The sequence below is a fragment of the Bradyrhizobium sp. genome (genome assembly GCF_030693485.1).
Lineage (GTDB): Bacteria > Pseudomonadota > Alphaproteobacteria > Rhizobiales > Xanthobacteraceae > Bradyrhizobium.
Window position 1 is genome coordinate 1 of sequence record NZ_JAUYAN010000090.1, and the last position, 19,886, is coordinate 19,886.

The following is a 19,886-nucleotide window of genomic DNA, read 5'->3' on the forward strand; positions in this document are numbered from 1 at the left end:
CCGCGGTCGAACGTCACCATCATCTTGCCGGGGTCGAGCCGCGCGAACAGGTTTTCACTCTCGTCGGCGCGCTTGCCGGCGCGAAACCACAGCACATCCATCGGCGCGCCTGTCTCCTCGACCTCGAGACCGGCACGCCGCCGCACGATCGAATGCCGGCCGTCGCAGGCGATGGTGAGATCGGCGTGGATTTCGACGGTGCCTTCCGGTGTCGTGGCCTTCACGCCTTCGACCATGTCGCCCGACTTGATCAGGTCGGTCGCCTCGGCATCCATCATCACCCTCAGCGTTGGAAATCGCTTGCCGCTCTCGCGCAGGAAATTGAGAAAATCCCATTGCGGCATGAAGGCGATGAAGGGGTATTTTGTCTTGAGCCGGCGCAGGTCCGCGATGCGGATCGCAGTCTCGCCGAACTTTCCGTCCATTGTCTGCAGCCGCTGATGCGGAAGTTTCAGGAATCCGTCGATCAGGCCGAGTTCATCCATCACCTGCAGCGTCGAGGGATGCACCGTGTCGCCGCGAAAATCCCGGAAGAAGTCGGCGTGTTTTTCCAGCACCACGACATCGATCCCGGCGCGTCCAAGCAGATAGCCCAGCATCATGCCCGCCGGGCCGCCGCCGACGATGCAGCAGCGCGCGGTGATGCTGCGCGGTGGCGGTGGGTCCTGAGACGTGCCTGCGTCCATGATTTCGCACCATGATCACAAATCGGAGTTGCAGCCCATCCTTCGAGACGGCCGCGGAGCCTGTCATCGGGCGCGCGTTCGCGCGACCCGTTGGCGGCCTCCTCATGATGAGGTCTGACCTGTTGAAACACAACAACCTCATGCTGAGGAGCGAGCAACGCGAGCGTCTCGAAGCATGGGCAGCAAGCGACTCTCAGCGCCGAAAACTCTTGATCTCCGACACGCTGCCGTCGCGGTAGGTCAATTCGACCGAGACCGATTTGGTCGCCGGCGCCAGCTTCAGATAGGGCTGCGCCGCGTGCGGAATCGCGCTGGGGTCCCTGGGATCGCAGGGCGGCATTTTCAGCACCTTGTCCGGCACCGCCGAGTCGATGCCGACGCGCACTTCGCGGATCGCGCAGCGATACGACATCAGGTGGGTGTAGTAGACCAGCAGCCCGTTGAACTCGCGAAACGACAGCCAGCTGGTCGCGGTCATGTCGAGGATCTTGCGCTGGTCGCGGATCAGCGCCGCCTCGGGATCGAACCGGATCGGGAACGGTCCCTGCAATTCGCCCTGGGCGTCGACATAGCGAAGCTGGATGGTGGCCGCCGGCGCGTCGGCGGGAAGCTCGATCGAGGGATTGGGCATCCGCTTGCGGGTGCGCGGATCGAGCGTATCGATGAAGCCGGTCTCGCGGAATTCGCCGGTCTCGCCGATCCGCCAGGAAATCCCCAGCGTCGGGTCGGCGATCGAGAACACCACGCTCCAGCCGCCATTGTGGCGCGAGAACGAGGCGATCGGTGCATTGACGGACTCATTGGCTGGCGCAAGGCGTTGCACCGGCGGCAGTGCCGCGACCTGCTGCAGCGGTTCGGCCGGCCTGGCGGGTGGAGCCGCCGCTTCGGCCGGCGCTTTGGCGAGACCGTTCAGAAAGACGTCGTCGACCATCTGGTCGAAATAAACCGGGATCTGCTTGTGGCGCACGGTCTCCGCGAGTTCGCTGACCAGCCGCCGCGTGCGCTGCGCGACCTGAACCAGGTTGGCGCCGGGCTCCGTGAGCTGCCTGGCGAAGGTTCGCGTGAACACCGAATTGGGATTATCGTCATTGTTGGAAAGACGATCGAGCGCGGTCTGCCGCGGGCCCGCCGAAAAGATCGAGAACACGCCTTCAGGCAATTGCATCATCGGCGCGAGACCGCCGCCACCGGCAACCGCGCGGGTGCCCTGGCGTTCGAACGGATTGTTGCGGCAGGCATCGAACACCAGGATCGCGGTGCGCACCTTCCTGTTCTGCAGGCGCTCGATGATGCGGTCGGCGAGCACAGAAGCGTCGCGCACCAGTTCTTCCTGACCCTCGGTCGCGGGCGGCACATCGGTCGGAAGCAGGAAATTCTGCCCTGATATCTCGAAGCCGTGGCCGGCATAGAAGAAGAAGGCGGTGTCGCCGGGCCCGACCGCCTGGTCGAACGCCAGCAGTGTCTGGCTGAACGCCGCCCGCGTCTGGTTCTCCGCGACCATCACGGTGAAACCGAGCCGCTTCAGCGTATCGCCCATGGTGCGGGCATCGTTGACCGCCTTCTGCAGCTTGGGGACGTTGCGGTAGTTGTCGTTGCCGACCACCAGCGCGACGCGCTTTTCCGCCAGCGCGGGAGCGGCCAGCGCCACCAGGACGGCAGCCATCCCGCCGATCGCCAACCATCTGGAAAGCCAACGCATCATTGATTTCCCCGCCCGCACGACTCATCCCGGCCCGTGCCGGCCATCCTATGCCGTAGTCGGGATATCAGCGCCCACGGTTCAAGCTCGGGCCGGAACAGCCGACACGCTGAAACCAAGCTGTCATTCCGCGGCGATGCCAACGCGTCCGCGCGGCGCGGCCCGATGGAATCCAACCGGAATCGCCAATGGCTTAACGCACATTAACGATCGGAAGGGCAAATCTGCGTATTTCTACGTAGTCGATTCATGAAGCCTTAACCCGGGCGGTAAAAGGCTGTTGCGCACCGGACGGATCGAGAAATCGCAGCCAATTATGCAAAAACATTAAGCTTTTTGGCCCTTCCCGCGGCGGCTCCATTGACTTTAGCCAATTCGGCCCTATGTTCCGGCCTGACGCGGCCCGGTATCGAAACGCGATATCTTGAGTAAGCCGCCTGTCTGCGTATCCGATAATCCCGAGCAAATTTGCGTGCCGTTCCGGGGTTGGGCGCGACAGTCTTTTTCCGAGATTCCAAGCGGCGGTTTCGACCAGAGGCTCAATGTCTTTTACCAATCTCGGCTTGTCCGACAAGGTGCTCGCCGCTGTCGCGGCCACCGGTTACACCACCCCTACCCCCATTCAGGAACAGGCGATTCCCCATGTTCTGGCCCGCCGGGACGTTCTCGGCATCGCCCAGACCGGCACCGGCAAGACCGCTGCCTTCGTCCTTCCGATGCTCACGATTCTGGAAAAGGGCCGCGCCCGGGCCCGAATGCCCCGCACCCTGATCCTGGAACCGACCCGCGAGCTCGCCGCCCAGGTCAAGGAACAATTCGATAAATACGGCGTCGGCCAGAAGCTCAACGTCGCCCTGCTGATCGGCGGCGTTTCCTTCGGCGATCAGGATACCAAGCTGACGCGCGGCGTCGACGTGCTGATCGCGACCCCGGGCCGGCTGCTCGACCACACCGAGCGCGGCGGCCTGTTGCTCACCGGCGTCGAACTGCTCGTCATCGACGAAGCCGACCGCATGCTGGACATGGGCTTCATCCCCGACATCGAACGGATCTGCAAGATGATCCCGTTCACCCGGCAGACGCTGTTCTTCACCGCGACCATGCCGCCGGAAATCCGCCGCATCACCGAAACCTTCCTGCACAATCCCGAGAAGATCGAGGTTTCCAGGCCCGCCACCACCGCCGTCGGCGTCTCCCAGTTCCAGGTCACCGTCGGCCGCGAGCCGCATGACAAACGCGACACGCTGCGTCGCCTGCTGCGCGATGCCAAGGACCTGCAGAACGCGATTATCTTCTGCAATCGCAAGCGCGAAGTGGCGTCACTTTACAAATCGCTCGAGAAGCACGGCTTCAGCGTCGGCGCCCTGCATGGCGACATGGAACAGTCGGCCCGCACCGCCGCCCTCGATCAGTTCCGCAAGGGCGAAATTCCGCTGCTGGTGGCCTCCGACGTCGCGGCCCGCGGCCTCGATATTCCCTCGACCAGCCACGTCTTCAACTTCGACGTGCCGCATCACGCCGACGATTACGTCCATCGCATCGGCCGCACCGGCCGCGCCGGCCGCGCCGGCACCGCGATCTCGCTGGTCACCCCGCTCGATCAGAAATCCATGGTGGCGATCGAGAAGCTGATCGGACAAAGCATTCCTCATGTCGAGGGCTTCGCCGCCACCGATCCGGCCGACGCGACGCCGGCCGGCCCCGAGTCCGAACGTCCCCGCCAATCGCGCGGACGGCACGGTGCAAGGGAAGGTTCACGCGAAGGTTCACGCGAAGGTTCGAGGGAAGCGTCGCGCGAAAGCCCGCGTGACGGTGCACAGGAGGCCCGCAAGCCACGCCGGGAACGCGGGCCGCGTCGCTCGGGCGGCGACCGCAACCCCAGTCCGCAGCCGCAGGCTCCCGCCGCCGAATTCACGCCGCCAGCGGCGCCGCCGGCCTCGCGCACGCCGTCGATCGGTCGGGCCGAAGCACCGAAAAACAAGCACGAATCGGCGTCCGAACCTGCCGATCACTCGCATCTTCCGGCGTTCCTGCTGCGGCCGGTCCGCGCCCGGGTTTAAGATCCGGCTAAGTCGGGAACCCGACGTTTACCGGTCGTTCATGATCCTCCCTTAGCTTGGCGGCGATAATTCTAGTTATTGCCGCTGGAAAGCGGGCATTGCCGCCCGCTATATTGGGGACGTGATCCGTGATCAAGGTGCTCGACGAACACGAACGTACGATGGCCTTCGCCGAAGTCGCGCTCGGCCAGATCAAGTCGCTCCGACATACCGCCGTGCCCCGCAATTATGAAATCTGGTACGTCTACGCGACAGGACACAATTCTCCGCTCAACAAGATCATCAACGAGACGCTGGCGCGCTACGGCAAGCTGACCGAAGCCGACCTCGAACAGATCTACGAAACCTATCTTTCCCACATCAAGACCACCGACCGCATCGACAAGGTCGGCGTGCGCGTGATCGGCGAAATCGACGACGTGATGGCCCTGATCTCCGACGCCCTCGGAATGTCCGCGAGCTACGACGACAGCCTGTCCGGCGCGACGCAGAAGCTCTCGGTCGCGGCCGACCGCGACCAGATCAAGGCGATCGTCGAAGGGCTGGTGAAATCCACCCGCGAGATGCGCGACACCAACAAGGCGCTGGAAGACCGGCTGTCGCTGTCGAAAAACGAGATCAGCAACCTGCAGCAGAGCCTCGAGGCGATCAGGGCGGAAAGCCTGACCGATCCCCTGACCGGCCTCGGCAACCGCAAATATTTCGACCGCTCGATCGAGATGGCGGTGCAGAATGCGCTGGCCAGCGGCGAGCCGTTGTCGCTGCTGATGTTCGACATCGATCACTTCAAATCGTTCAACGATTCCTACGGCCATCTCACCGGCGACCAGGTGCTGCGGCTGGTCGGCATGTCGCTGAAACAGACCATCAAGGGCCAGGACGTCACCGCCCGCTACGGCGGCGAGGAATTCGCGGTCGTGCTGCCCAACACCGCGCTGCGCCAGGCGCTGACGGTCGCCGACCACATCCGCCGCGCCGTGATGGCGAAGGAAATGAAAAAGAAATCCACCGGCGAGATCCTGGGACGCGTCACCATCTCGGTCGGCGTGTCCATGCTGAAGCCGGACGACGATACGGATTCGCTGATCGAGCGCGCCGACGGCTGCCTCTACGCCGCCAAGCGCAACGGCCGCAACCGCGTGATCTGCGAAGTCGATCCGGAATACGTCGCCGGGACCCACAGCCAGGTGGCGTGAGGCACTCGTCGTCCCTGCGAACGCAGGGACCCACGCCGCGGCTTCTCGTTTCAGCAGGGTGTTCGAGGCCTTCCTTGAATTATTGATATCGGTGGCTATGGGTCCCGGCTCGGCGTTCGCTGCGCTCACTGGGCCGGGACGACGACCGATTATGCTTTTGTTCTGGATGTCTTTTTGACGGCCTTCCTTGCCGACTTCTTCTTTTTGACCGCGACCTTGGCTTTGGCCGCCACCTTCTTCACCTTCGGACGCTTGCGCAACGCCGCGCGCTGGGCTGCGGCCAGGGCCGCCCTCGCCCATCCCGTCAGGTCTTCCGGATCGTCATACAGCCGCTCCGGCAGCTGCCAGTACGAATTGACCGTGACGGTCTTCGCTCGGGTTTGATAGGAAAACGGTTTGGAACCTTCCGCCTCGAATTGCGGGATGGTCTGCTCGTCGGCGCGGAAGTAAAGACCGGCGCGCAGCGCCAGCGCGAAGTTGGTGCCATCGGCGGAAATGCCGAAGCCGGAAAACATCGGGCGGATCGTCACCGGGCCGAAGTCGGAAAACAGATCGATCAGGAAATCGCGGTCCATGGACTTGCGCTCATGTCTCCACGAGTCGTCCCGGCCCTGAGCCGGGACCCGTACGCCGCGGCCCCTCGTTGAGGCAATATGGTCGACGATCCCTGCAACAATCAACAGCGGTGGCTATGGGTCCCGGCTCGGAGGCCGGGACGACGGATGACAGGCCTTTGCCTGTATCAGCCATCCACCTTCGCAGCCGTCAGCTGCACCGATTCGCCGCAGCCGCAGGCGCCGGTCTGGTTCGGGTTGTTGAAGATGAACTGCGATTGCATCTTGTCGGACTTGTAATCCATCTCGGTGCCGAGCAGGAACAGCACCGCCTTCGGATCGATCAGGATCTTGACGCCCTTGTCCTCGACCACCTCGTCGGTGGGACGAACCTCATGGGCGTATTCGACGGTGTAGGATTGCCCGGCGCAGCCGCCGTTCTTGATCCCGACGCGAAGTCCGACGATCTCGGAATCGGCCCGCCTGGTCAGTTCGGTAATGCGAAGGGCCGCGGCATCGGTCAGCTTCATGACCTGCGGACGGGGCCGCGGCTTCAGCTTGGCTGCCGGTGTTGGCGAGGCGGGTGTCATGTCAGTCATGTGGTCATTCCTGGCCGCCAATCAATGTCGGCGATCATCGCTTGAAAAAGTTAAGCCAACTCCACTAACGCATCACCACATATTGAGGACGAGGCGCGCCTCGTCGGTCATGCGATCCGGCGTCCACGCCGGCTCCCAGACCAGATTGACATTGACCACGCCGACGCCGGGAACGCTGGCGACCGCATTCTCCACCATCGTCGGCAATTCGCCCGCCGCCGGACAGTTCGGCGTCGTCAGCGTCATCATGACGTCGACCGAGCGGTCGTCCTTGATGTCGACCTTGTAGATCAGGCCGAGCTCGTAGATGTCAGCCGGAATTTCCGGATCGAACACCGTCTTTAGCGCGGAAACGATCTCGCCGCCGAGGCGTTCGGTTTCCTCCGGCGGCAGCGCCGAACTGGTTTCCATGTTGCTGGTCTTGTCTTCCAGACCGGCTTCAAGGTTTTTGGCTTCGATGGTGTCGGTCATGAAAACAGTTCCCGGGCCTTGATCAGCGCCTGTGCCAGATGGTCGACTTCTTCACGGGTATTATACATCCCGAATGAGGCTCGGCACGTCGCCGTCACGTTGAACCGTTCCAAAAGCGGCATCGCGCAATGGGTTCCGGCGCGCACCGCGATGCCCTGACGGTCGATCACGGTGGCGACGTCGTGGGCGTGCGCGCCTTTCATCTCGAACGAGATCACCGGGCCCTTGGCCTTCGCGGTGCCGATCAGCCGCAGCGAGTTGATTTCGCGCAAGCGGTCCTGGGCATAGGTCAACAGATCGTGCTCGTGCGCGGCAATGCGCGCCTTGCCGATCGAATTGACGTAATCGATCGCCGCGCCGAGCCCGATCGATTCCACGATCGCCGGTGTGCCCGCCTCGAATTTGTACGGCGGATCGCCGTAGGTGACGAAATCCCTGGCCACTTCGCGGATCATCTCGCCGCCGCCATTGAAGGGGCGCATCGTCACCAGATGCTCGTGCTTGGCATAGAGCACGCCGATGCCGGTCGGGCCGTACAGCTTGTGGCCGGTGAAGACGTAGAAATCGGCGTCGATATCCCTGACGTCGATCGCCATGTGCACGGCCGCCTGGCTGCCGTCGACCAGCACCTTGATGCCGCGGGCATGGGCCAGCTTGACGACTTCCTTGACCGGCACGACGGTGCCGAGCGCATTCGACATCTGCGTGATCGCCACCAATTTGGTGCGGTCGGTCAACAGCTTCTCGAACTCGTCGATCAGGAAATTGCCTTCGTCGTCGACCGGCGCCCATTTGATCACCGCGCCGTGACGTTCCCTGAGGAAATGCCAGGGCACGATGTTGGAATGGTGCTCCATGATCGAGAGCACGATCTCGTCGCCCGCCCCAATATTGGGTTCGCCCCAGGACGACGCCACGAGGTTGATCGCCTCGGTGGCGTTGCGGGTGAAGATGATCTCTTCGGTGCGGCCGGCGTTGAGAAATGTTGCGACCTTTTCGCGGCCGCCCTCATAGGCTTCGGTCGCGGCATTGGCGAGGTAGTGCAGCCCGCGATGCACGTTGGCATATTTGCTTTTGTAGGCTTGCGTCATGCGGTCGAGCACGGCATTGGGCTTCTGCGCCGAGGCCGCGTTGTCGAGATAGACCAGCGGCTTGCCGAAGACCTTCATTGCCAGCGCGGGAAAATCCTCGCGGACGCGGGCGACATCGTATGAACCGTTCAGGACTGCGGGATGCATGGTCAACCCCGTGCCGCCAGCCAGCGCTGGGCCGCCGCTATCGCGAGTTCGCGCAGGGCGTCATTGGCGATCTGCTCGATCGCCTCGCCCACAAACGCCTGGATCAGCAGCGCCTGGGCTTCCTTTTCGGAAAGCCCGCGCGCGCGCAGGTAAAACAGCAGGCTGTCGTCGAGCGCGCCTGTCGTGGCGCCATGTCCGCAGGTGACGTCGTCGGCAAAGATTTCCAGCTCCGGCTTGTTGTCGGCCTCGGCCTCGTCGGACAGCAACAGCGCCCGCGTCATCATCTTCGCGTCGGTCTTCTGCGCCTTGGGACGGACGATGATGCGGCCCTGGAACACCGAATGGCCGCGGTCGTCGACCACGGCGCGAAAAATCTCGCGGCTTGAGCAGTTCGGCACCGCATGGTCGAGAAACAGCGTGGTGTCGGCGTGCTGGCGGCCGTTGAGCAGGTTGACGCCGTTGGTCTCGACCCGGGAGCCCTCGCCCGCCACCGCGATGACGGCCTGGTAACGACTCACAAGCGAACCGGTATTCATTCCGAACGTGTTGAAATGCGCGTGGGCGCCGAGCGTGACGACCGCGGAGGAAATATTGAAGGCCTCGCGGCTGTCCTCGATCAGGCGGACATGGTCGAGCCGCGCGCCGTCGCCGATCGCAACCACAAGGGAATCATGGACCTGATAGGCCTTCGCGCCCTCGGCGCCGATATAGCTTTCCACCAGCGTCGCGCTGGCGTGCTTGCCGACACGGATCAGGGAGCGCGTGAACATCGCCGCGGGGGCCGCCCCGCTTGCGATATGGACGATATGCAGCGGCAGCGGAATGACCGCGCTGTCGGCGACCTCGATCACGACGCCATCGGTCATCATCGCGCTGTTGAGCGCCACCATGGTATCGGAATTGTCGGGCGAGAACAGCTGCGCCTGCAGCGCGGCATCGCCGGCTTCCAGCGCTTCGCGCAGCGTGTGGATGCTGACGTCCTTGCCGAGATCTGATGTCTCGGACAGTCTTGGCGCGAACACGCCATCCACCAGCACGATCAGGCGCACGCCCGCGATGGCGTGAAGTTTCAGGGCGGCGGCCGCGCGCTTCAGCGCCTCGGCATCCGGCGCCGCCGCCAGCGGCAGCACTTCGCGCATCAGCACGCGCAGATCGGTGTATTTCCAGTCCTCGACCCGCCGGTGCGGCAGGCCCAGACGCTCATGCGCTTCCAGCGCCTGCCGCCTGAGATCGGCAACCTTGCCTGTGCCGGGCAACCGGTCACGCGCCACGGCGAGGATATCGCTCCTGGCGTGCTCGGTTTCGGTCTTGGCCAATACCACGTTCATCACAAATCCGTATCCCGCTCAGGCCGCGTCTTCGAACTGCGCGTAGCCGGAAGCTTCCAGCTCCAGCGCCAGTTCCTTGCCGCCGCTCTTGACGACCTTGCCCTTCGACATCACGTGGACGAAATCAGGCACGATGTAGTTCAGCAGCCGCTGGTAATGCGTGATCACCACCATGGCGCGATCCGGCGAACGCAGCGCGTTGACGCCGTCGGCGGCAACCCGCAGCGCGTCGATATCGAGGCCGGAATCCATCTCGTCGAGAATGCACAGGCTGGGCTCGAACAGCGCCATCTGCAGGATCTCGTTGCGCTTCTTCTCGCCGCCGGAGAACCCGACATTGACGCCACGGCGCAGCATGTCCTGCGGAATGTTGAGCGACGCCGCGACGCTGCGCACCTTCTTGAGAAAATCCGGCGTCGAGAATTCGCTTTCGCCGCGCGCCTTGCGCTGCGCATTCAGCGCGGTGCGCAGGAACGTCATGGTGGCAACCCCCGGAATTTCCACCGGATACTGGAACGCGAGGAACACGCCTTTGGACGAGCGCACGTCCGGCGACATTTCCAGCAGGTTCTCGCCCTTGAACAGGATCTCGCCGCCGGTGACTTCATAGCCGGGTTTGCCGGCGATCACGTGTGACAGCGTCGACTTGCCGGAGCCGTTCGGCCCCATGATGGCATGCACTTCGCCGGGGTTCACGGTGAGCGACAGCCCGTGGAGAATCTCGCGTTCCTCGACACGGACCTGCAGATTCTTGACTTCGAGTATTGACATTACAAATCTATCCTTCTGGTCATCCTGAGGTGTGGCCGTCTTCGGCGAGCCTCGAAGGATGCTTTCTCGCTTCTTCTGCCATCCTTCGAGGCTTGCTTCGCAAGTACCCCGGGATGACGACCTTTATCCAACCGATCCTTCGAGACTGATCGAGATCAGCTTCTGCGCTTCCACCGCGAATTCCATCGGCAGTTGCTGCAGCACGTCCTTGACGAAACCGTTGACCACGAGGCCGACGGCTTCTTCCTGGCTCAAGCCCCGCTGCACGCAGTAGAACAGCACGTCCTCAGAAATCTTCGAGGTGGTGGCTTCATGCTCGAACAGCGCGGATGAATTCTTCGCCTCGATATAGGGCACGGTGTGTGCACCGCATTTATCGCCGATCAGCAGGGAATCGCAGGCGGTGAAGTTACGCGCGCCGGTGGCCTTGCGGTGGGCGGTGACGAGGCCGCGATAGGTGTTCTGCGAGACGCCGGCGGCGATGCCCTTGGAAATGATCCGGCTCGTCGTGTTCTTGCCGAGATGGATCATCTTGGTGCCGGAATCGACCTGCTGGTGGCCGTTCGAAATCGCGATCGAATAGAACTCGCCGCGCGAATTGTCACCGCGCAAAATGCAGCTCGGATATTTCCAGGTGATGGCCGAGCCGGTCTCGACCTGGGTCCAGGAAATCTTCGAATTGTTGCCGCGGCAGTCGCCGCGCTTGGTGACGAAATTGTAGATGCCGCCCTTGCCTTCGGAATTGCCGGGATACCAGTTCTGCACCGTCGAATATTTGATCTCGGCGTCGACATGCGTGACCAGCTCGACCACGGCGGCATGCAGCTGGTTCTCGTCGCGCTGCGGCGCGGTGCAGCCTTCGAGATAGCTGACGTAGGCGCCCTTGTCGGCGATGATCAGCGTGCGCTCGAACTGGCCGGTGTTGCGCTCGTTGATGCGGAAATAGGTCGACAGTTCCATCGGACAGCGCACGCCCGGCGGCACATAGACGAACGAGCCGTCGGAGAACACCGCGGAGTTCAGCGTCGCGAAGTAATTGTCCGAGGTCGGCACCACGGTGCCGAGATACTTCCGCACCAGCTCGGGATGTTCGCGGATCGCCTCCGAGATCGGCATGAAGATCACGCCGGCCTGCTTCAGTTCCTTCTGGAACGTGGTCGCCACCGAGACCGAATCGAACACGGCATCGACCGCGATGCGGCGCTCGCCTTCCGGCCGCACCACGCCTTCCAGCACCTCGACTTCGCGGAGCGGAATGCCGAGCTTCTTGTAGGTCTCGAGGATATCCGGGTCGATCTCGTCGAGCGAGCCGATGGTCTTCTTCGGCTTCGGCGCCGAGTAATAATAGAGATCCTGGTAATCAATCTTGGGATAGTCGACCCGGGCCCAGTTCGGTTCCGTCATGGTCAGCCAGCGGCGATACGCCTCCAGGCGCCATTCCAGCATCCAGGCCGGTTCGTTCTTCTTCGCGGAGATGAAGCGGACGGTATCTTCCGACAGCCCCTTGGGGGCCTTGTCGGACTCGATAAGCGTCTCAAATCCATAGCGATATTGATCGACGTCGATCCGGCGAACCCGATCAACGGTCTCTTGTACGGCCGCCATTCCATCCTCCGCTCGCGGTTTCAAGGACCGCGGTGTGGATCACTCCAGAAACTTTACGATGTTTCTTCGAGGAAATCACCTGCTTAGAACCGTTCAAGCAGTGTTTCGTCGCTCCCTTTAAGTAGTGTACCGGCGAGCTTTAGCCAAGCCTCCAGGCAACGATCAATGTCCCGGGAGGTCGTGGACCAGCCGAGGCTGAGCCGCACGGCTCCCTGGGCCAGATCCGGGCTGAATCCCATGGCTTCCAGCACGTGAGACGGCTGAACCTTGCCCGAGGAGCAGGCGGAACCCGAGGATACCGCGATACCCGCGAGGTCGAAGCCGATCACCGCAGTCTCCGCCCTCAAGCCGGGAACCGTGAACAGGACAGTGTTGGGCAGTCGGGGAACTTCATCGGAAAACACGATTACCCCGGTGATCCGCCGCAGGCCGCGTTCGAGCTGGCTTCGCAGGGCCTTGAGACGGGCTGCGTCTTGATCCAGCGTGCTCATGGCGGCGCTGGCTGCGGCGCCGAATCCGGCGATTCCCGCCACGTTCTCGGTGCCGGCCCGGCGACCGAGTTCCTGACCGCCGCCGCGCAAGCTCGGCTCAAACCCGAGCACGCCGTCCGCCAAGATCAACGAGCCCACGCCCTTGGGACCGCCGATCTTGTGCGCAGAAAGCGTCACCAGATCGGCACCCAACGCATTGATATCGAAAGGTATCTTTCCCATGGCCTGGATCGCGTCGACATGCAGCAGGCCGCCTGCTTGATGGGTCAGCTCAGCGGCTTCACCCACCGGCTGAATGGCGCCGGTTTCGTTGTTGGCCAGCATCACCGAAACCAGCGCCGGGGGACCGCCCGCCAGCAGCGTGCGCAGGCGGTCGAGATCGAGCAGGCCCGAACGGGTGACGCCGATCTGTTCGATCGCCCCGGCCGGAAATCGTCCGCCTGACAGCACCGAGGCGTGCTCGATGGCGGACACCAGCAGTCTCTGGACCTGATGTCCCGACCCTCGCCGCAATCCCGGGGTCAGCGCCAACGCATTGGCCTCGGTTCCACCCGACGTAAAGACAAGGTTGCGCGGCGGCGCGCCCACGGCGTCCGCCACCCTGGCCCTGCTATCCTCGACCAGCCTGCGGGCCTGGCGGCCCTCGGCGTGGACCGACGAAGGATTGCCGCTGAGTTCCCACGCCGCAGCCATCGCCTCCCTGGCCTCGGGGCGCAGCGGCGTAGTGGCGTTCCAGTCGAGATAGATCCGCTCGGGCATGTAGTATTATATTACCTTAAATCGGCAAAGCGCGGCGGCCGCAGCCAAAACCAGTCCCGTCGACCTTATCGCAAGTGGGGATCGCGCCGTCGCCTGGCAATCGCAAACGCTAACGCCTTGAACGCACTGCGAGATGTTCAAGAAACTTGCTTTTGGCCCCTCGCCTCATGCTAGAACGCGGCCTCCAGTTCACCGAGCGCCGTTCGCATCGCGCCAAACGACGCCTGATCCGCCCCTTTAGCTCTGCAAGGCTTCATTGGCGAACACGCCGGATGACGCCGCCCAAAGGCGGTTGATTTTGCCAAGGAATCAAAATGCCTGAAGTCATCTTCACCGGCCCCGCAGGCCGCCTCGAAGGCCGTTATCACCCGGCCAAGCAGAAGAACGCGCCGATCGCGATGGTGCTGCATCCGCATCCGCAATTTCACGGCACGATGAACCACCAGATCATCTACCAGTGCTACTACGCCTTCGCGCATCGCGGCTTCTCGGTGCTGCGCTTCAATTTCCGCGGCGTCGGCCGCAGCCAGGGCTCATTCGATCACGGCACCGGCGAATTGTCCGATGCCGCCTCCGCGCTCGACTGGGCGCAGACCATCAATCCCGAGGCGCGCGCCTGCTGGGTCGCCGGCTTCTCGTTCGGCGCCTGGATCGGCATGCAGTTGCTGATGCGCCGGCCCGAAGTCGAAGGCTTTATCTCGATCGCGCCGCCCGCCAACCTCTACGACTTCTCGTTCCTCGCACCCTGCCCGTCCTCCGGGCTGATCGTGCATGGCGAGAAGGATGCGGTGGTGCCGCCCAAGGACGTCAACACCCTGGTCGAGAAGCTCAAGACCCAGAAGGGCATCGTGATCGATCAGCAGATCATCCCGGGCGCCAACCATTTCTTCGACGGCAAATTGCAGCCGCTGATGGAGACGGTGACGGGTTATCTCGACATGCGGCTCGCCAACGTTCGCTGAGATTGCGCCAACGGGCGGCGCATTCGCGCCGACCATTGTCTCCATCCGGGCTACGGGATTGCGTGCTGCATTACGACCGGGACACGGCCTTACGCGGCGAGTTTCAACAGATGCGCGTCGTAGCGGACCAGGAACGCACGCAGCAGTTCGGGATAATCCGGTCCGACCGCGGCCTGAACACTGGGCCGCTTCGCGAGCTCCGCCCGCCACTTCCGAACCTTCGGTGTCTTAGCGAATACCGCGAGATCGATCAGTTCATCGAACACATCGAAATAGCGAAAGATCGGCGCAAACACCGCGTCCACCAGGCTGACGTTTTCGCCTGCGAAGAACGGGCCTGCGCCCAGCGCCGCCTCGACGCGGTCGAACTTCGCCGCGACCGCGTCGCGCTTGCTCTCGAAGATCGCAGCATCGGTGGTGGTTTCGAGGCCCCATAAGTCGCCCAGAATGGCCGAGCCGAACTCCATCCATGCCCGGTGCTGGGCGCGCTGCAGCGGATCCTGCGGATGCAGTCTTGCGCCGCCCTGGGTCTCCTCAAGGTACTCGCAGATGACATTGCTCTCGAACAGCGCCACTCCACCGTGATCGGAACCGAGGGTCAGCACGGGCACCTTGCCGAGCGGCGAGATTTTCAGGAACCAGTCGGGCTTGTTGGCGAGATCGATATCGACCCGCTCGAAGGCAACGCCCTTCTCGTTCAGCGCGATCAGCGCGCGCTGCACATAGGGACAGAGTTTGTGGCTGATGAGTTTCAGCGGCCGCGCCATGATCATCCTCGCAGTTTCATGCAGATGCATCAAGATAGATGCATTCGCATTAAACTGTCAAGATAGATGCAACTGCATCCTGATCACGGCCGCGCGATCACACCGCCGGTCATCGGGATCGGCACACCCGTGGTGGCGGGATAGCTCAGCGGCAGGCCCTTCAGGCCGCGCGCGGCCAGGAAGCCGAACGCCTGCGCCTCGATGGCATCGGCCGACCAGCCCAGCGCGTCGGCGGATTCCACGGTCGCCGGCGCGAGACGCTCGCGCAGCATCCGCAGCATGGTCAGATTGCGGGCGCCGCCGCCGGCGACGATCCAGCTCCTGGGCTCCTTCGGCAGCAGCGGCACGATGCGGGCGATGGCTTCCGCCGTGAACGCCGTCAGCGTGGCCGCGCCATCGGCGGGCGGCATTTCGCGCAGCACCAGCGAGGCGAAATCGTTGCGGTCGAGCGATTTCGGCGGCGGCAGCGCGAAGAACGGGTGCTCCAGCGCCCGGATCACCCAGGGCACATCGACCGCGCCCTTGGCCGCCATGCGGCCCTCGCAGTCAAACGGCTGGCCCAGCTTGCGGAACATGTAATCGTCGAGCAGCGCGTTGCCCGGTCCGGTATCGCAGGCGATCAGGACATCCGTGCCGTCGATATAGGTGATGTTGGAAACGCCGCCGATATTGACCACGACGATCGGGCCCTCGCGTTCCAGCGATTGCGCCAGCGCGCGGTGATAGACCGGCACGAACGGCGCGCCCTGCCCGCCGGCCTCGACATCGGCGGCGCGGAAATCGTACATGACCGGGATATGGATGGCCCTCGCCAATGCGGTGGCGTCGCCGATCTGCACGGTCATTTTCTGCGCCGGCCGGTGTAGCACGGTCTGGCCATGGAAGCCGACGATATCGATATTTTCACGCGTGATGTGGTGCTGCGCGATGAAGCTGGCGACCGCCTCGGCATGGGCCTGCGTCACGGCGCGTTCGGCCTCGCCGAGGATGCCCGGCCGGGCATCGCGCTGCGACAGGTGGACGGCCTCGGACAGCGCCTGGCGCAACAGGCCGCGCTCATGGGCGGTATAGGCCCGGTAGCCGGATGGGCCGAACGACTTCACCCGCTTGCCGTCGGTTTCAATCAAGGCGACGTCGACCCCGTCGAGCGAGGTGCCGCTCATCAGACCGACTGCCGTCAGCATCATTGCCATCGTGCCTGATTGAGGCACCCTCCGGTGAAGCCCTGCTTGTGTCAAACCTGCACATCTTATAATGCCACAGCGCACATGCCTGCGGCAGCCTGATCCGTCCGGGTTCCGCAAACAGTTACAATTACCGTGAAATAAGAATGATCAGAGTCGCACACAAATGACTGCATTTAAATCTGATTTTCTGAACATCCTGCAGCAGCGTGGCTTCGTCCACCAATGCTCCGATTTCGATGGCCTCGACGCGCTCGCCGCGAAGGGCCAGGCGACGGCCTATGTCGGCTACGACTGCACCGCGCCGTCGCTGCATATCGGCAATTTCCTCACCATGATGATGCTGTACTGGCTGCAGCAAAGCGGCAACAAGCCGGTCACGCTGATGGGCGGCGGCACCACCATGGTCGGCGATCCCTCCGGCAAGGACGAATCGCGCGCGCTTCGCACCGTCGAGGAGATCGAAGCCAACAAGGCCAGCATCCGCGGCGTGTTCGCCAAGGTGCTGCGTTACGGCTCCGGCGCCAGCGACGCCGTCATGCTCGACAACGCCGAATGGCTCACCAAACTGAACTGGATCGAGATGCTGCGCGACATCGGCCGGCATTTCTCGGTCAACCGCATGCTGACGATGGACTCGGTGCGGCTGCGTCTCGAGCGCGAGCAGGAGATGAGCTTCATCGAATTCAACTACATGGTCTGCCAGGCCTACGATTTCGTCGAACTGTCGCGCCGCGTCGACTGCCGGCTGCAGATGGGCGGCTCGGACCAGTGGGGCAACATCATCAATGGCGTCGACCTCGGCCGCCGCATGGGCACGCCGCAATTGTTCGCGCTGACCACGCCCCTGCTGACGACGGCGTCGGGCGAAAAGATGGGCAAGACCGCCCAGGGCGCGGTCTGGCTCAATGCCGACCGGTTCAGCCCGTACGATTTCTGGCAATACTGGCGCAACGCCGAAGACGCCGATGTGGTGAAATTTCTCAAGCTGTTCACGATCCTGCCGATGGACGAGATCGCCAGGCTGGCTTCCTTGCAGGGCGGCGAGATCAACGAAGCCAAGAAAGTGCTGGCGACGGAAGCCACCGCGCTGCTGCATGGCCGCGACGCCGCCAACACCGCGGCGGAAACCGCGCGGCAGACCTTCGAGGAAGGCTCGCACGCCGCGAACCTGCCGACGATCGATATTTCGCACAGCGAACTCGACAGCGGGCTTGGCGTGCTGGCGGCGTTCGTCAAGACCGGCCTGGTCGCTTCCAACGGCGAGGCGCGGCGTCAGATCAAGGGCGGCGGCTTGCGCGTCAACGACACCGCCGTCAGCGACGAGAAGATGATGCTGACGACGAAGGACCTGACCCCCGAAGGCGTGATCAAGCTTTCAATGGGCCGCAAGCGTCACGTGCTGCTCAAGCCTGCATAGGCGCATTCGCTTTACGCGCTTGCTAGCGGCAGCGGAAACGCGCTCCCTTCCCTGATGGACCAGAATTCGCCAGGGGAGGATGCGCCGGCCAAACCGCTGAAGCCGGCGCGGGTGGCGCTCAACGTGCTCGCCCTGTGCTTTGCGCTCTCGGTGCTCGGCCGCGGCCTCGGCGAGAGCTTCACCGTGTTCCTCAAGCCGATCTCGGAAGATTTCGGCTGGGACCGCGCGCAGGTGGTCTCGGTCTATTCGCTGACCTGGCTGGCGGGCGGACTGACCGCGCCGCTGATCGGCCGCCTGTTCGATCGCTCCGGGCCACGTACGGTCTATTCGCTCGGACTGTTCCTGCTCGGCGCCGCTTTCCTGACCGCGGCGCACGCGCGCGAACTCTGGCAATTCCAGCTGAGCGTCGGCCTTTGCGTCGGGCTCGGCATCGCCCTGATCGGCAACGTGCCGAATTCGATCCTGCTCGGGCGCTGGTTCGGCCCGCGGCTGCCGACCGCGATGGCGATCCTGTATTCCGCGACCGGCGCCGGCATATTCGTGCTGCTGCCGGCCTCGCAACTGCTGATCGACCGGATCGGCTGGCGCGACGCCTATCAATTGTTCGGGATCGTGGCGTTGTGCCTGCTGCTGCCGCTATTGGTGCTGCCGTGGCGGCTGTTCGCCACCGGCTCGCCGCATATCGCCGGCAAGGCCGACGCCGGTTTTGTCGACAATGGCTGGACGCTCGGCAGCGCGATCCGCCATCACGCCTTCTGGGCGCTGTTTTGCACCTTCTTCTTCACCGCAGTGGCGATGTACGCGATCACGGCGCAGATCGTCGCCTACCTGATCGACGCCGGATTTCCCCCGCTGCAGGCGGCGACCGCCTGGGGCTTTTCCGGCATCCTGACGCTGTTCGGCATGCTCGGCATATCGACCCTCGACGGCATCATCGGCCGCCGGCCGTCGGTGCTGTTCAGCTATGGCGTCTCGATCGTCGGACTGATCCTGCTCTGGCTCATTCAATATTACCCGAACTATTGGCTGCTGACCGGTTTCATCCTCTGTTTCGGCAGCATGATCGGCTCGCGCGGGCCGCTGATCACGGCGACCGCGCTCAACATTTTCAGGGGCGAACGGGTCGGCACCATCTTCGGCACGATTTCGATCGGCAGCGGGCTGGGCTCCGGGCTGGGCTCCTGGGCCGGCGGCCTGATCCACGACTGGACCCAGGGCTACAACTGGCTGATCGTATTCGCGCTGGTCAATGTGGTCTTGGGCTTGATCCCGTTCCTGGTGGTGCCGGCGCTGAGGCGGTAGCGAACGGGCCTCGATCAGTTGTTCGGCGGAAACTCGACGGGATTGTTCTGCTTGCCGGTGTTGAACTCGAAGATTTTCCGAAGCACGCCGGGCGCCATCGCCGAAATCGGGTTGACGCGGAGCACCGGCTGGCTGGGCGAGCCGACGATCTCGTAGGTCATTCCGATCAGCCCCTCATTGCTGCCGCCGCCGATGATCAGGCCGATCAGCGGAATCTGGCCGAACATGTTGTTGAGCCCGTACATCGGCACGAAGGTGCCGCTCATGCGCACCTGGTTGCCGGGGAAATCCAGATTGCCTTCGATGGTGCCGCCGATCATCGGGCCTTTCAGGACGCCCTCCCGGATCGTGAGCTGGCCGTTCTGCCGGGTGAATTCGGCGCGCACGCGCGAGAAGGCAACGCCGCTCTGCGCCCCGGCCGGCCCGCCGGCCACCGCGCGATCCAGCGAAGCCTCACCCTTGATGGAGAAATCGCGGACGTTGATCAGGCCCTCTTTCGCGCTGGGCTCGACCGTCGGCGGATCCATCGCCAGGGAAAGCTGGCCGCCGACCACCTTGGCGTAGGTGTCGGAGAAGCGCAGGAACGCGCCGGCGTCGGCGGTTTCGAGATAGATCAGCTCGCGCCCCTGCGGGCGACGCAAATCCGCCGTCAGCGGCGTATCGCGGCCCAGCTTGCCGCTCAGCGTAAAGCTCTTGACCGCGCCGTTGCGCCGCGAGAACTTGACGTCGACGCTGCGCAGCGCCTCGCCATAGAACCCGGCCACGGCGCCGAGCTTGAGGTCGACATCGAAATC

General features: G+C 63.5%; 18 protein-coding genes. 5 read left to right on the forward strand and 13 right to left on the reverse strand.

The window, feature by feature from the left end:
- Positions 1–686, reverse strand: a 686-nt coding sequence (locus tag Q8N40_RS06630) for an FAD-dependent monooxygenase (protein ID WP_305711241.1), incomplete at its 3' end; no start/stop codon positions are given.
- Positions 687–879: 193 nt separating this feature from the next.
- Positions 880–2,349: a caspase family protein gene (locus Q8N40_RS06635; protein ID WP_305711242.1), complete on the reverse strand. Its 1,470-nt coding sequence runs from the start codon at positions 2,347–2,349 to the stop codon at positions 880–882.
- A 578-nt stretch (positions 2,350–2,927) separates the two neighbouring features.
- On the opposite strand from Q8N40_RS06635, the gene Q8N40_RS06640 reads away from it, so the two are divergent.
- Together Q8N40_RS06640 and Q8N40_RS06645 are read left to right on the forward strand one after the other, a co-directional pair.
- Positions 2,928–4,445: a DEAD/DEAH box helicase gene (locus tag Q8N40_RS06640; RefSeq protein WP_305711243.1), complete on the forward strand. Its 1,518-nt coding sequence runs from the start codon at positions 2,928–2,930 to the stop codon at positions 4,443–4,445.
- Positions 4,446–4,573: 128 nt separating this feature from the next.
- Positions 4,574–5,641 carry a GGDEF domain-containing protein gene (locus Q8N40_RS06645; RefSeq protein ID WP_305711244.1) on the forward strand — a complete coding sequence of 356 codons (1,068 nt, stop codon included), beginning with the start codon at positions 4,574–4,576 and terminating at the stop codon, positions 5,639–5,641.
- Positions 5,642–5,790: 149 nt separating this feature from the next.
- On the opposite strand, the gene Q8N40_RS06650 is transcribed toward Q8N40_RS06645, so the two are convergent.
- The 8 genes from Q8N40_RS06650 to Q8N40_RS06685 form a co-directional block, all read right to left on the reverse strand.
- Entirely contained in the window at positions 5,791–6,216 is a 426-nt protein-coding gene (locus tag Q8N40_RS06650) for a TfoX/Sxy family protein (protein ID WP_305322858.1), read from the reverse strand.
- A gap of 167 nt (positions 6,217–6,383) precedes the next feature.
- Positions 6,384–6,794 (reverse strand): iron-sulfur cluster assembly accessory protein, encoded by a 411-nt coding sequence (locus Q8N40_RS06655; RefSeq protein WP_305711245.1) that lies wholly within the window; start codon positions 6,792–6,794, stop codon positions 6,384–6,386.
- A gap of 72 nt (positions 6,795–6,866) precedes the next feature.
- Positions 6,867–7,265 (reverse strand): SUF system Fe-S cluster assembly protein, encoded by a 399-nt coding sequence (locus Q8N40_RS06660; protein WP_305322860.1) that lies wholly within the window; start codon positions 7,263–7,265, stop codon positions 6,867–6,869.
- Positions 7,262–8,509, reverse strand: a complete 1,248-nt coding sequence (locus tag Q8N40_RS06665; protein WP_305711246.1) for a cysteine desulfurase — start codon at positions 8,507–8,509, stop codon at positions 7,262–7,264. The genes Q8N40_RS06660 and Q8N40_RS06665 overlap by 4 nt, the downstream gene beginning before the upstream one ends.
- Positions 8,506–9,831, reverse strand: a complete 1,326-nt coding sequence (sufD, locus tag Q8N40_RS06670) for a Fe-S cluster assembly protein SufD (RefSeq protein WP_305711247.1) — start codon at positions 9,829–9,831, stop codon at positions 8,506–8,508. Before sufD ends, Q8N40_RS06665 begins: the two co-directional genes overlap by 4 nt.
- Positions 9,832–9,849: 18 nt before the next feature.
- Positions 9,850–10,602 carry a Fe-S cluster assembly ATPase SufC gene (gene sufC / locus Q8N40_RS06675; protein WP_305322863.1) on the reverse strand — a complete coding sequence of 251 codons (753 nt, stop codon included), beginning with the start codon at positions 10,600–10,602 and terminating at the stop codon, positions 9,850–9,852.
- 123 nt (positions 10,603–10,725) lie between these two features.
- On the reverse strand, positions 10,726–12,207 hold the full coding sequence (sufB, locus tag Q8N40_RS06680) for a Fe-S cluster assembly protein SufB (protein ID WP_305711248.1): 1,482 nt from the start codon (positions 12,205–12,207) through the stop codon (positions 10,726–10,728).
- Positions 12,208–12,290: 83 nt separating this feature from the next.
- Positions 12,291–13,457, reverse strand: a complete 1,167-nt coding sequence (locus tag Q8N40_RS06685) for a cysteine desulfurase family protein (RefSeq protein WP_305711249.1) — start codon at positions 13,455–13,457, stop codon at positions 12,291–12,293.
- A gap of 314 nt (positions 13,458–13,771) precedes the next feature.
- Between Q8N40_RS06685 and Q8N40_RS06690 the strand changes: the two genes are divergently transcribed.
- Positions 13,772–14,419, forward strand: coding sequence for an alpha/beta hydrolase (locus tag Q8N40_RS06690; RefSeq protein ID WP_159009389.1), 648 nt, complete (start codon positions 13,772–13,774; stop codon positions 14,417–14,419).
- Between the two features lie 89 nt (positions 14,420–14,508).
- Here the strand turns inward: Q8N40_RS06690 and Q8N40_RS06695 are convergent, their stop codons facing one another.
- Complete coding sequence (locus tag Q8N40_RS06695; RefSeq protein ID WP_305711250.1) at positions 14,509–15,186, reverse strand: glutathione S-transferase family protein; 678 nt, start codon at positions 15,184–15,186, stop codon at positions 14,509–14,511.
- 83 nt (positions 15,187–15,269) lie between these two features.
- The gene (locus tag Q8N40_RS06700) at positions 15,270–16,373 is read right to left on the reverse strand and encodes an anhydro-N-acetylmuramic acid kinase (protein WP_305711251.1); all 1,104 of its coding nucleotides are present in this window, start codon (positions 16,371–16,373) and stop codon (positions 15,270–15,272) included.
- Between the two features lie 163 nt (positions 16,374–16,536).
- On the opposite strand from Q8N40_RS06700, the gene tyrS reads away from it, so the two are divergent.
- Both tyrS and Q8N40_RS06710 read left to right on the forward strand, forming a co-directional pair.
- Positions 16,537–17,790 (forward strand): tyrosine--tRNA ligase, encoded by a 1,254-nt coding sequence (gene tyrS, locus Q8N40_RS06705; RefSeq protein ID WP_305322869.1) that lies wholly within the window; start codon positions 16,537–16,539, stop codon positions 17,788–17,790.
- A gap of 54 nt (positions 17,791–17,844) precedes the next feature.
- A complete protein-coding gene (locus Q8N40_RS06710) occupies positions 17,845–19,092 on the forward strand; it encodes an MFS transporter (protein WP_305322870.1) in 1,248 nt (415 codons plus the stop codon).
- A 14-nt stretch (positions 19,093–19,106) separates the two neighbouring features.
- Here the strand turns inward: Q8N40_RS06710 and Q8N40_RS06715 are convergent.
- The coding region (locus Q8N40_RS06715; RefSeq protein WP_305711252.1) for an AsmA-like C-terminal region-containing protein at positions 19,107–19,886 on the reverse strand (780 nt) is incomplete at its 5' end.